This is a genomic window from Heyndrickxia sporothermodurans, assembly GCF_003055045.1.
Classification (GTDB): domain Bacteria; phylum Bacillota; class Bacilli; order Bacillales; family Bacillaceae_C; genus Heyndrickxia; species Heyndrickxia sporothermodurans.
The window spans coordinates 1-13,413 of the sequence record NZ_NAZB01000051.1; the positions used below are offsets into that span (position 1 = coordinate 1).

The 13,413-nt window shown below is 37.4% G+C and carries 13 protein-coding genes; 12 read left to right on the forward strand and 1 reads right to left on the reverse strand.

Annotation, left to right across the window (positions count from 1 at the left end; translation table 11 throughout):
* Window positions 1-48 precede the first annotated feature (48 nt).
* The 6 genes from B5V89_RS16780 (at window position 49) to B5V89_RS16805 (ending at window position 5,274) form a co-directional block, all read left to right on the forward strand.
* Entirely contained in the window at window positions 49-567 is a 519-nt protein-coding gene (locus B5V89_RS16780) for a GrpB family protein (RefSeq protein ID WP_108073110.1), read from the forward strand.
* Between the two features lie 118 nt (window positions 568-685).
* Complete coding sequence (locus B5V89_RS16785; RefSeq protein ID WP_108073112.1) at window positions 686-1,237, forward strand: YdhK family protein; 552 nt, start codon at window positions 686-688, stop codon at window positions 1,235-1,237.
* A 183-nt stretch (window positions 1,238-1,420) separates the two neighbouring features.
* On the forward strand, window positions 1,421-1,741 hold the full coding sequence (locus B5V89_RS16790) for a DUF3870 domain-containing protein (RefSeq protein WP_108073114.1): 321 nt from the start codon (window positions 1,421-1,423) through the stop codon (window positions 1,739-1,741).
* Window positions 1,742-1,814: 73 nt separating this feature from the next.
* A complete protein-coding gene (locus tag B5V89_RS16795) occupies window positions 1,815-2,981 on the forward strand; it encodes a DUF819 family protein (protein WP_108073116.1) in 1,167 nt (388 codons plus the stop codon).
* Between the two features lie 61 nt (window positions 2,982-3,042).
* Window positions 3,043-4,101, forward strand: a complete 1,059-nt coding sequence (locus tag B5V89_RS16800; RefSeq protein WP_108073117.1) for a dipeptide epimerase — start codon at window positions 3,043-3,045, stop codon at window positions 4,099-4,101.
* Window positions 4,102-4,260: 159 nt separating this feature from the next.
* Window positions 4,261-5,274, forward strand: a complete 1,014-nt coding sequence (locus B5V89_RS16805) for a C40 family peptidase (RefSeq protein WP_108073118.1) — start codon at window positions 4,261-4,263, stop codon at window positions 5,272-5,274.
* Window positions 5,275-5,308: 34 nt separating this feature from the next.
* Here the strand turns inward: B5V89_RS16805 and B5V89_RS16810 are convergent, their stop codons facing one another.
* Complete coding sequence (locus tag B5V89_RS16810; RefSeq protein ID WP_108073173.1) at window positions 5,309-6,502, reverse strand: nucleoside transporter C-terminal domain-containing protein; 1,194 nt, start codon at window positions 6,500-6,502, stop codon at window positions 5,309-5,311.
* A gap of 624 nt (window positions 6,503-7,126) precedes the next feature.
* Between B5V89_RS16810 and B5V89_RS16815 the strand changes: the two genes are divergently transcribed.
* The 6 genes from B5V89_RS16815 (at window position 7,127) to dnaB (ending at window position 13,192) form a co-directional block, all read left to right on the forward strand.
* Complete coding sequence (locus tag B5V89_RS16815) at window positions 7,127-7,561, forward strand: hypothetical protein (protein ID WP_108073119.1); 435 nt, start codon at window positions 7,127-7,129, stop codon at window positions 7,559-7,561.
* 592 nt (window positions 7,562-8,153) lie between these two features.
* Window positions 8,154-9,665 (forward strand): plasmid pRiA4b ORF-3 family protein, encoded by a 1,512-nt coding sequence (locus B5V89_RS16820; protein WP_108073121.1) that lies wholly within the window; start codon window positions 8,154-8,156, stop codon window positions 9,663-9,665.
* A 39-nt stretch (window positions 9,666-9,704) separates the two neighbouring features.
* Window positions 9,705-10,313, forward strand: a complete 609-nt coding sequence (locus B5V89_RS16825; protein WP_108073122.1) for a hypothetical protein — start codon at window positions 9,705-9,707, stop codon at window positions 10,311-10,313.
* A gap of 473 nt (window positions 10,314-10,786) precedes the next feature.
* Window positions 10,787-11,521, forward strand: coding sequence for a conserved phage C-terminal domain-containing protein (locus tag B5V89_RS16830; RefSeq protein WP_108073124.1), 735 nt, complete (start codon window positions 10,787-10,789; stop codon window positions 11,519-11,521).
* Window positions 11,514-11,855, forward strand: coding sequence for a replicative helicase loader/inhibitor (locus tag B5V89_RS16835; RefSeq protein WP_108073125.1), 342 nt, complete (start codon window positions 11,514-11,516; stop codon window positions 11,853-11,855). The genes B5V89_RS16830 and B5V89_RS16835 overlap by 8 nt, the downstream gene beginning before the upstream one ends.
* On the forward strand, window positions 11,855-13,192 hold the full coding sequence (gene dnaB / locus B5V89_RS16840) for a replicative DNA helicase (protein WP_108073127.1): 1,338 nt from the start codon (window positions 11,855-11,857) through the stop codon (window positions 13,190-13,192). Before B5V89_RS16835 ends, dnaB begins: the two co-directional genes overlap by 1 nt.
* The last annotated feature ends 221 nt before the right edge of the window (window positions 13,193-13,413 follow it).

A 13,413-nucleotide genomic window follows, 5' to 3' on the forward strand; every position in this document is an offset into this window, starting at 1 on the left:
AGTTATGTCCCAGCCTCTTTTTGACAACTAGAGAAAGGGGGTTATCTCATAAAAGTTCGCCTATCTAACTTTGATGAAAATTGGGCTAAAATGTTTCAAATGGAAGAACAATTTCTATATGCTATTTTTGGTGATGAACTCATCAAATGTGAGCATTTTGGCAGTACATCTGTTAAAGGGCTAAAGGCTAAACCTGTTATCGACATGATGTGTATCGTAAAGGACATTGAAAGGATCGATTCTTTTAATCAACAAATGGACTCATTAGGTTACGATGTAGCAGGTGAATGGGGAATTCCCGGGAGAAGATTATTTAGAAAAGGTGGGGAAAATCGTACACATCATATCCACTTTTATCAGTATGACAACCCTCAAATCGATCGACATTTAATCTTTCGAGATTATTTGCGTGCTCATCCAGAGGAAGTTTCTAAATATAGTCGCTTTAAAGATGAGTTAGCCCAGCAGTTCGAATTCACTAGAGAATACAGCCAAGCGAAAAAACCTTTTGTACAAGAAATGGAGAAAAAGGCACTTCGCTGGTTTGAACAAAAACAAAGGAATTGAACCGGATCGACGAATAAAGAATTCCATCTCAAAAAGGCTGTATGTTTACCGATTTTATTTAAGGTAAATATAGTTAAGGGAACCTTTTTTCCTAAACAGCAAACTTGAGGAGGATATTATGAAAAAGTACATATTAAGTATTGTCGTGATCATTTTAACAATTTCGATTGCTGCCTGTTCTTCTACTAAAGAGCCGGACAAACATGTGAAATCAAATTCCGAGTCCGAGGAACATATGGATATGAATCATTCCAGTTCAAGTGAAATCCCTAAAGGGTTGAAAGTTGCTGCGAATCCGAAATTTCAAGTGGGAAGTAAAGCCACCATTCAAGCAGACCACATGAAGGGGATGAAAGGCGCAGAAGCAACAATTGTCGGCGCATATGATACGACAGCATATATCATTTCCTACACGCCGACAACTGGCGGACCGAAAGTGGAAAATCACAAATGGGTGATTCAAGAAGAAATAAAAAATGCAGATGGTAAAACGTTCAAACCCGGAGATGAAGTTACCATTGAAGCCGATCATATGAAGGGAATGAAAGGTGCAAAAGCTGAAATTGTTTCTGCGGAAAAAACAACTGTATATATGGTCGACTACAAGCCAACCAATGGAGGCAAAGAGGTCATGAACCATAAATGGGTGACAGAAAGTGAATTATCATAGCAGGACGGTGGACTAGATCCATTGTCCTTTTACAGACAAAATATTTCCTATTGTCTGATAGCGAAAATAATGATATATTAATAATATTCCTTTGAAAACGATTACACGGTATAAGCTTTGAACAAGTATCCCTTGTTTGTCCCTTGTATCGCCTGTTATTAAAATTGAAAGGAAACCATTAGCATGTATGAGAAAGAAGCAATTTTTATTACCGGAGATGCAAAGTCTTCGCAAAACAACCCGATCACTAAGAAATTCAGTCAATATTTTCTTGCATTAGTTGTTAATCGAACAACGGGAAAAATAATTGATGTGGATTGTTCAGCGACGGTAGATTTAACACGAAGATTTGTCCAAGCAATCTTCATTGGCCGTCATATCGATGATCCATCACTTGTAGAAGATATTTCGAATCGTTATTTTGGTTCTTCCCAAAAGGCGATGATCGTCGCTTTTCAGGATGCCTTAAAAAAATATTATGCTATTACTGCTTTGTCTAAATAAACCTAGGCAAAATCCAGTCTAACTTTTCATTGTTAGGCTGGATTTTTTGTCTTTTAAAGGAGGATATAAATTTATGATTACTGATGGTTTTATGTATCTAAGTATTTTGGTGGCATTTGCAGCTTTAATGGTTGCATTTGAGAAAAAGTTTTCCGGCAATCGATTTTTCAAATTTATACCGGGCATCGTTCTTATTTATATCGGTTCTGCCATCATGCAAACCTGTGGATTGTTTGCACATAACGACTCCACAGCATCCGTTTATACAAATGTAAAAGGGGCACTGCTTCCGGCGATGTTGGCAATCATGCTATTAAAATGTGACATCCGAAGCATATTTAAGCTAGGACCTAGAATGTTAGGTGGTTTTTTAGTAGCAGTTGTCAGTATTTTAATTGGCTTTGTCGTTGTCTATATTGCTTTCCAACATTTTTATATAAAGGATACGTGGAAAGCTTTCGGAGCTCTCGCTGGCAGTTGGACAGGCGGGTCCGCCAATATGGTTGCCCTGCAAGGAATTTTGAAAGTACCGGAGAATATTTTCGGTTATGCATTAATGATGGATACAATCAATTATGCTGTTTGGGTTATGTTCATGTTTTGGCTCGTTCCATTTGCAGGTAAGTTTAATCGTTGGACAAAAGCAGATACAGGTTTTATACAGCAAGGGTTTGAAGAAGCAGCAGCGGCAAGTTCAGAAGAAAAGTCTGGGATTCAGTTCCAAGATATTTTGTATTTGCTTGGAATTGGCTTATTAATCTCGTCATTATCTACCTTCGCAGGGCAACATCTTCCTGAAGTAGGGGCCGTTATTAATGGGACAAGTTGGACGATTATGATTGCTTCAGTTATCGGGTTAATTTTAGGACAAACACCCGTTGCAAAAATTGCGGGTGCACTCGATGTTTCTAATGTGATGCTCTATATCATTGTTGCTTTAATCGCTTCACAATCCGATTTTTCAAATATCGCACAAGCACCAATTTATCTCATCTCAGGATTTTTAATTATGTTGATCCATTTAATCATCATGCTGTTATTAGGAAAACTCTTTAAATATGATCTATTTACACTTGGCGTAGCAAGTCTGGCCAATATCGGTGGAATGGCATCCGCACCAATGCTAGCAGCAGCCTACAGCCGCGCCCTAATCCCAATCGGCGTAATCATGGCATTAATTGGCTCATTCCTAGGAACTTATTTTGGAATGGTTGTTGCAAAAATTTTAAGTATTTTTTAATGGGATAACGGGTCTGCCTGGTATCCCCTCAAATTAAATGAATGAAAGGGAGCGTCTTTGTATGATTATTCAAGATTTACAAATCAAGCGTCATAATATTCCGTTGCGTGTACCCTTCAAGACAGCATTAAGAACTGCAACTGAAATTGAGAATATTGAAGTTTCTTTAACACTAGAGAATGGCATCATCGGACAAGGTGCTGCTGCGCCAACCTTTGTTATCACGGGTGACTCATCGGAGGGGATTGAAGCAGCATTAACAGGTCCAATAAAAACTTCTTTGGTTGGTACAGATATTAACGGTTTTCAAACAGCTCTTCAGCGAATCCAAACCTGCTGTGTCGGGAATACGAGTGCAAAAGCGGCTGCAGATATTGCATTGCATAATGCCTATTGCAAACTGCTGAACATCCCACTATATGCATTTCTTGGTGACAAACGCACTTTGACAACATGTATGACTGTTGGAGTAGATACACCGGAGAAAATGGCATTAGATGCTAAAAAGTGTGTTGATGATGGATTTCAAACGTTAAAGGTAAAAGTTGGGGCAAATCCTCAGCTTGATATTGAACGCATTGAATCCATCCGTTCGGTTATTCCTAATACGATAATGCTTCGTCTTGATGCTAATCAAGGATGGAAGCCAAAACAAGCGGTACAACTAATTAAAGAAATGGAAGAAAAACAGTTTAATATTGAATTCATCGAACAACCCGTTGCTAGCTATGACCTTGATGGTCTGAAATTCGTCACGGAAAGAGTAGCAACGCCAATCATGGCAGATGAAAGTCTTTTTTCTACGAAAGATGCTTTTAAACTTGTCACAGGCCACTATATTGATCTATTAAATATCAAACTTATGAAATGTGGTGGTATCTCTCAAGCCTGGAGTATTGCGAGCATCGCCGAAGCAAATGGAGTTGCCTGCATGATCGGCAGCATGATGGAGCCAACTCTTTCAGTAGCAGCCGCCGCACATTTTGCCGCTGCACATCCAAATGTAAAATACTTTGATCTAGATGCACCCCTGTGGCTTTCCGAAGAACCGGACGTAATGACTTATAAAGGGGAAAACATTCAACTATCTGATCTGCCTGGGATTGGCTCGGTACTTTAGGTGACGAATGACCCACTCACTTGAAAGAATGATGCACAAATCGGAATCTATGATCCACAAAAAAGATTCTATGCGTCACAAATCGAAATATCGCTAATTACATAGCGAAAACAGTTTAATAGTTTCATTGATAATTTTAAAAAAAGGGAGGAATTAGGAATGAAACGATTCGTATTATCGATAGCAGCGTTTTTTCTAGTAGGGTTTGTTTTGATTAATCCTACAAATACAGAAGCAAAAGGGAAAAAGTCGGGAGAGACAGCTTATATTGACGTCTCTGTAGCGACACTTTGGACCGCACCCAATATTTTACGCCCAGTTGATTCTCCTTCAGCTACAAACCCGGTCGATATGAGAAAATGGACGAAATCTATGACACTTGAACAACAATTACAGTTATCTGATGATGGAATGCTGGAAACTCAGGCCTTGTACGGGAATAAGGTTACCATACTTGAAAGAAAAGGCGATTGGGTGAAAGTAGCGATTGAAGGCCAACCAACACCAAGAAATGAGACAGGATATCCAGGTTGGATGCCAGCTTCCCAACTTACTTTTAACAAAAAGTTCGCAAAGGAAGACGATCAATCGTTTGTAATGATCTCTGAACCAACAACTTTTCTTTATCAGTCACCGTCTTTTAAAAAGAAAGAAATCGAAATTAGCTATAATACTCGCCTTCCATATGAAGGAGAAACAAAAAACGCTTATAAAGTACGTAAACCAAATGGCAAACTCGCTTTTATAAAAAAAGAACATGCTCAAATGTATCACTCACAAGCTGATATTCCAACGCCAACAGGTAAAGAATTAGTTGAAACAGGCAAAAAATTTCTTGGGTTGCATTATTTATGGGCAGGAATGAGCGGTTTTGGATTTGATTGTTCAGGATTTACATTTACTATGTATCAATCCCATGGAATCACTATTCCAAGAGACTCAAGTGTCCAAGCCAAAAATGGCACACCAGTTAATCTTAATGAATTACAACCAGGAGATTTGCTTTTCTTTGCACACGATAACGGAAAAGGAAGCGTCCATCACGTAGCGATGTATGCGGGAGATGGAATGATGATCCACTCACCGAACTCAAAGAAAAATGTCGAAATCATTCCAGTCAACACGAAAGGATATTTCGAAGAATTAGCAGGAGCAAGAAGATATTTACCTTAAACGGAACAAGGGGTCCGACCCTGGCCCCTTGTCTCTACCACACAAATAATCCGACAATCATCGCACTGAGTAAAGAGACTGCCATTCCACTAACTAAAAGCTTCCACACATTTTTCCCGATTATGCTTGAGCTACTTTCTCCAAAAATTGAATTATATGTACCGTAAATCATGCCGACTGTACTAAAGTTGGCAAATGAGGTTAAAAACGTAACAGTTACAGCAATCGTATGTGGAGACATGTCCTTTAAATGGTTTTTTAAGTCCATCATAGCGACAAATTCATTGGTTGAAATTTTGATTCCCATTAAGGATGCAACATACATCGCATCGTGTGTCCCTAATCCTAAGAGGAAGGCAAAAGGGCTGAAAATGATGCCGAAAATCTTTTGGATCGTTAATCCATGTACAAAGAATCCGAGTATTCCGTTAAGGCATGATGTTATTGCAACATAGCCGATAACCATTGCTAAAATGACAATGACCATATTTATGCCAACTAGCATACTGTTTGAAATCGTAGAGAAGAAATCCTTTTTCTCTTCTTTCGGCGGAACGTAAACAATATCCTCTTCTTTACTAACCTCAACTGGGTTTAAAATGCTTGCTAATAATAACGCATTTAAACAATTTAACGGAATAGCGGCAAACACATATTCAGCGGGAACCATGGACAAATAAGCTCCGAGAATGGAACCACTGACACTGCTCATGCTCATAATGCCGAAAGTGAGCAGGCGTTGACTTTTTAATACAATCAACTGTTCCCGAATAACTGCTAAAGCCTCCGTATTTCCAAGAAACATCATTTGAATCGAGAAGAAACTTTCCATCTTTGGTAAACCGGAAATTTTCGAAATGACCCACCCTACTTTGTCAATGATCCAAGTCATAATTCCAAAATAAGATAAAATATCGAAAAAAGTAACAATAAAAATAATCGGCATCAAAGCGCTAAAAAAGAAATCAATCGTGTCATTTGCCATCACCGAAGGAAAAGCAAAGGCAATTCCATCATTGGCACATGATACTAGCCAAGAAAAGAAAGCGGCAATTTTATTAATAATCCAAGTCCCAATTGAAGTTGTTAACATGAACCAAGTAATTAGGAGTTCAACGATAAACAGGCTAAGAAGAGAGCGCCACTTTATTTTGTGCTTAGCTGGTGAACAAAGAAAAACAAGTCCGGCAACGATCAATACACCAAGTATGTTTAATAAAAAGAACAAGTCATCACCTCTTGTTAAATTTTTCCCTAAACAAAAACCATTATTCATTTATGTCTTCAACCAAAAGATAGATCACGAATGTTATCTTTTTCTAAAAATATTGACTCTGATATGATGAGTTAAAATGAAAGTATTGACTAAGACAATATGGGATTTGCTTTGGGGGTGAAATAACTCTGAATAGCCTCGAATATCTTATTGAAATCGCTGATAATAATCCATATATGGATACTTTTTCATTAATCGTAAATCACAACATGAAGCGATTTTAAAACGAACGATTGAAGCATTGGACCACTATTTAGAGGCTTAGTGATCCGGATCAAGAAGAGTTTGAAAGTGATTTTTTTGAAGTTTTTGACGACTATAACTATTAAATTTCAGCAAAATATGTCGTCTTAAGGATTTTTAACAGGAAAAATCCGATATTTCCACGGAAATTAATAGATATTCACGAAACATTACTAAGCAGAAGATATTCATTAATGGATGCTTCCCAAACAACATATTAAGGAATTTCTATTAACATCATTTGTATCTGAAATGACTGACACATATGACAGTTTACGTCTTTCAAAAGGCAATGTTTAATTCAGGATGGTTATTTAAAGGAGGATAGGAATAATGCAATCAAAAGAAATAATAGAGTTAAGGATTGTTGGAGTTGTAATTGTATCAACCATAATTATTGCAATCTTTTTAAAAGGTAGATGGCGAAAAGCTGGTTGGTTATTAGCATTAGTTCTATTTGTAGCTTATTGTATATTTTTTGCTGCTCGCCCTTTTTGGATAGACGCACAAATTGACAAGAAAGTGAATTTACTAAGACCATACCTAGAAGAGCATTATCCAAATGAAGAATGGACAATTTCCACAATTCCTCACCGCAAAGACGGATTTAAACATCTAAATCCATACTATATTGGTGTTGTTTTCAGAAATGAACCAGAAGTTACTTATCATTATTGGGTAGAAAGTAAGGATAATATCTCTCAAAAAAGTTACTCAACAAACAAAGAATTAGAGGAATTGAAGCATTTAGAAAAGCGTATGAAATAATATTTAGCTATTATTTTATAAGAGATTGGGAAACCCCTATAAATCACGGTTTCCCTTAAATATACTTATAAATCAATATTAAAGTTTAACAAAGAGTAGGTAGAATCTGCTGACAATCTTTGATAAAACCTTTTATAAAATGCTAATTAGAATTTTGTGTTATTATTCAAGCCGTTTATTGGATCTGATATAATAAAAAGAACAGTATTACGGCAGGGTGGGCAGTGGTAATCCCTTATTGAAAGAGGGTGCTACTGCTGAATACTTTATAAGACGCATTAGAGCTGATGTTAATAGTTGCTTCTTTAATCGTCGTAGTAATCGCGGTTACACAAAAAAAGTAACCCACCCTCGCCCGGCAGAGTGAGAATGTGAGTTACTTTTTTTGCTTGCATTTTTACTTGATGCCACTGCACTTCTTGCAGTATGCTGTTTCTAAAGGTACTGGTTCCAGCCAGTGCCTTTATTTGTATACCTTATGATTCATTAATTTTATTATACCTATCTAGAATAGAATTAACAAGAACGACATTTTTTGGAATCTAAATGGAATTTTAGCCGTTATTAATATTCAAATAAAGGAGGTCGTTAAATGATTCTTCAATTTAAAGTGACATTAAAAGGAATGAAGCCCCCAATTTGGCGGCGGATTCAGGTTCATAGTAACAGTACTTTTCACGATCTTCATCAAATACTTCAAATTGCTTTTGATTGGACGGACACACATCTTCATGATTTTGATTTAAAGAAAACCAATTCGGTACAAATTGAACTTCCGTTAACAATTGGTATCAATGATGAAGAAGGACTTTTTGCGGAAAATGATTATGATGAAAGAATAGAAAAGCTACAAGATTGGTTTGTTGCTGAAAAAGATCGATGTATTTATACATACGACTTTGGCGACAATTGGCAGCATGAAATCGTATTAGAAAAAATCCTTCCTGTCGAGCCAGGTGTTCACTATCCTCGATGTTTAAAAGTGATGCGCGGTACACCGAATGAGGATAGCAGAGGTTCTGGTGAAGAAATTGAACCTATTGATAATGAAGAGGAATTGGAATATATAAATGAGGAATTTCGTCACTTGTCAAGTGAAGAGGAAGAAAATGACGACGGCGCTAGTTGGTCCAAGCTATTATCTCTTGCTGAAGAGTTCAAACAACTCCAACCGTGGCGATGGATGGATGATAATCAGCTCTTTGCTGTAATAGATCCGATAGAAAACGATAATATGTACTGTTCCGTTATGGGAGCAGGTGGGATGGAATATGGACTTGCAGTCTATATCGGTATGGAAGGGTTGGAATTTATTAATAAGCTATATGCGGATGATATTGATGAACAAACATATCTTGAACAGAGATCCATCTTTTTTAGCCTATCAGATAGAAATGAATTGGACACAGCAGATTATCAATTGTTGAAAGACCATGGACGTTCTTATCGTGGGAAAAAACAGTGGCCGCTGTTCCGCAGCTTTACGCCAGGGTATTATCCATGGCAGCTTGACCAAGAGGAAGTTCGAATTCTTTCCGTCGTTCTCGAACAAGCCCTTGTTATTTGCAAAAGTGTGCTTCATGATCCGAGTATCCTTGATGCGGAACCAGGTTATTTTTTTGCACGAAGTATCGATTTGGATACCGGAGATTGGGAAAGCTGTTATATTCCTGAAGTTTATAACAAAGAAACAAAGGATGTCCCTTTATTAATCAGCGAATTAGAACTAAAAAGTGTTAGCAAATTAAAGGGGAAATATCCGGTTCCGTTGGAATTTGATGCTTCACCTGGTCCGATTCCAGTTCAAGATCAGCCTCGAATGCGTCCATATTACCCAATATTTATTTTTTGTGCTGAAAAGATGCACGGTTTAATTATTCATCATGATACTACAGGACCTACGGACGCTGATGAACAGATACAGAGATCGTTTATTCATTTAATAAAAAATTTAGGTGCGATACCTAAAGAGATTTTTATAAAGGAAGAAATGTATCCGATTCTTCAGCCGATTGCATCCACATTAAATATCGATTTGATTCCCTCTACACGGCTGCCATTGCTGGATGAAGCTAGAATAGAGATGAACGATTTATTAAGATAGGGACAGTGGACCTCATGAGATACTCAAAGGAGGAAAAAGATGAAACGCTTACCATTTGAACGACCTACCAAACATTATGATGAAAATATCCGCCAAATTGATGAGCAGATTTGTGCATTAATCCAACAGAGGAAAGACGTATCAAATGCTAATCCTGGCTTCCCACCAAAAAAATATATTTCTGAGTGGGCCGATAAGTATAATCTTTACGAAGATTTGTTGCACGATGTGTTTGGCACATTAAGAAATGACGAAGCATTTCGACCTCAAGTTGAACCGAATAAATTTCAAAAGTATGTCTCGCTAATGAAATCCGTTGCGAAGGATGAATATTTTTATTCGGTGGCCTTCATGCGCCAATATGATAATGCAACTGTAGTAAACTTTACGATTGATTGGGATGATACAAAAGATTCTCATGATGATCATATTCGTCGTCACCATTTTTGGGAATTGTTCATAGAAGAATATGACTGTCGAATGACTAACGGAGGGGGTTCGGGTGGACACTTCAGCTACAATTTTGTTGTGTCACCGCCACTACCTGATGATCTTTCTGGATTGCAATTTGTATTTAAAGCATATAAGGAGCCATATACATATAAGGAGACTCCAATCCTTTCTGAAATAATTATAGATATGGATTAATAAGGGTAATTTTGGGACAGTAGATTTTATCTAGTGTCCCATTTATTTTTTAAGATGCTATGATGCACAAACTGAATTCAATGAGTCACAAATAAAATTTTATGATCCACAAACAGGAAAACCTCGAAAAGAAGCGGCGGCCATGATCCAAAAATCTTAAAGTATGATGCACAAACTGAATTCTATGAGTCGCAAACAAGATTTTATGATCCACAAACAAAAAAACCGCGAAAAGAACCAGCGGCTATGCTCCACAAACCCCAAAGTATGATGCACAAATCAAAATCTATGAGTCACAAATAAGATTCTATGATCCACAAACAAGAAAACCCCGAAAGAACTGGATTCTATGCTCTAAAAAAACGATATAAAAATTTTTTCAAAAGAAGGGTACCAAATTTTCTCCTTTATTTATATATAAAAGGTGAAACGATTGACCCGATGGAAGGGTCAAGACGAATGGAGGAGAGGAAATGAGCAAGTTGTTAATTAACGATAACCCATTGATGGTCATTCCATCTTTGGCGGTGAGAATCGGCATGAATGAAGCAGTTGTATTACAGCAAATCCATTATTGGCTACAGTTAAGCTCTAATGAAAAGGAAGGGAAAAAGTGGGTTTACAATTCATACAAAGAGTGGCAGGCACAATTCCCTTTCTGGTCTGAAAGTACGATTAAACGGGTCATCAATTCATTAGAAAAGCAGGGATATCTTCAATCCGCTAATTTTAACCAGTCAAAAATGGACAAAACAAAATGGTACACAATTAATTACGAAATACTTGGAGAAACAGAGAATCAAATTGACCCATCTACGGACCAAAATGAACCATTGAGTGAATCAACTTGCTCCATCGATGAGGGCGAGTTGACTAAAGCAATACCAGAGATTACTACAGAGACTTCTTCAGATAAAATAATACCTTATGCCGACATCATTGATTATCTGAATCAAAAAATAAATGCGTCCTATAAATCTACTACGAAAAAAACAAAGGAGTACATCGAAGCAAGATGGAAGGAAGGATTCCGCATAAATGATTTTAAAAAGGTGATTGATCAAAAATCCGATGAATGGCTATTTGACCCACATTGGTGCAAATACTTGCGACCTGAAACATTGTTTGGTCCAAAATTCGAGTCCTATTTAAACCAAAAAGGCGGAAAACAAAAATGGCGTGAGGAGGATTTTGATTTACATGACTAAACGAGAAACCTTTCAGTTACTAAAGTTAATTGCTGAGTATTACGATTCATTTGAAATAAGCCAAGAAAAAGTCGATAGCTGGTATGAAATATTAATTATTTTCCCTTTTGAGGAATTAAAAGAGAATCTTATTCAATATGTTAAAAGCTCAACCTATCCACCGAAAATTGCAGATATCATTGGAAAATCTGCGTCGATGTCACGAGTTGTTCCAAGTTATGAACACACCGTTCCAAAACTGCATTTTCAAAACAAAAGGGCAAGCGAAGACGTGATTACGGATGAATTAGCGAAATTGAGAAAAGTACTAGGAATTCAAGGGAGGGATTCATGATGCAAGATAATAGATTATATTATTATGAAGCGGAGGCATCTGTTGTTGGGGCGATTTTACTGGAGAACGATTTAATGAATGATTGCACATTAGAGCCTCACATGATTTTTTCAAGTGACATGCGGATTATTTTTAATGCAATGAAGCAGTTACATGAAAAAGGAATTCCAATAGATTTTATCACAATCCATGAACAGCTTGGTCCGGATAATTTGGAAATGGTAGGTGGAATGAGCTTTATAGTTGGTCTAAAGAACAGTGTACCTACGACTGCCAACTTTGCCTTTTATCAAAATCTTGTCAAAAAGTACTATCAAAAACGAAAGACCATTGAAATTTCAGAACGGTTGATTGATAAAGTTTATGATGATGACCTTTCCGAAACCGTTCAAGAAGGGATCCAGCATCTAATGGAAATTGGAGACAACATGGATGATGCAGATACAGGAGAAATCAAAGATTACTTAGTGGAAATGTATTCTGATTGTGAAAATGATCGAGGCGAAATAACTGGAATTGAATCTAGCTTTAGCGACCTTGACCGATTAACTGGTGGCTTTCAGGATTCAGATTTTATCGTAATCGGTGCTCGTCCAAGTGTTGGAAAAACAGCTCTTGCTTTGAACATTGGTTTCGATGCAGCAAAAAAACATCGTACATTGATTTTTTCATTGGAAATGGGGACGAAACAGCTCCTAACCAGGATAGCTTGCTTCTTAGGGGGAATCGATTCTCAGAAGATAAAGAGTCCAAAGCTATTTTTTGAAAAAGAGGATTGGTCCAACTATTCACGTGCGATGGGAAAGATTGCCGAAGCGAATCTACATATCTTTGATCGGCCGTTTATGGACCTTAACTATATTTGGTCCAAAGTTCGCAAAGTGAGAAGAAACAATCAAGAAGAAAAAATGATCGTCATTATCGATTATTTGCAACTCATTGTTGGCAATCCAAAGTTAGCACATAATAGACAAGCACAAATAAGCGAGATCAGCCGAGGCTTGAAACATATGGCAAGGGAATTAAATGTCGTGGTGTTAGCACTTTCTCAACTAAGTCGTGCGGTCGAAATGCGGGAGGATAAGAGACCGATTCTTTCAGACTTGCGTGAAAGCGGACAAATCGAACAGGACGCGGATCTAATTGCCTTTTTATACAGGGACGATTATTATCATCAACGTTCTGCGGAAAAGAATATTATGGAAGTGATATTGGCGAAACACCGGAATGGACCGATTGGGACTGTCAAATTGGGATTTCGGAGTGAAGTAGGCAGATTTTTTGATCTGCGAGAAACATCATCGAGAGGGATAAGCTCTACCGTAAAAGGTAAATAAAATGTGCTCCGTACTCAAAGGAGGTGTATGAGGTACATCCTAGGTTTATAATACGAAAGAAGTACCTCATAAGTGGGTGACGAGGTATATCGTTAATGAAAAATCGTAAACAGGTATCTCAGGGAATTTGTAAGAAGGTACATAATCATCAACCAGATCTGATGTTGTATACATTCAAATCGATGATCCCTAAACACAAATATCCCGGCAATAGCCGGGAT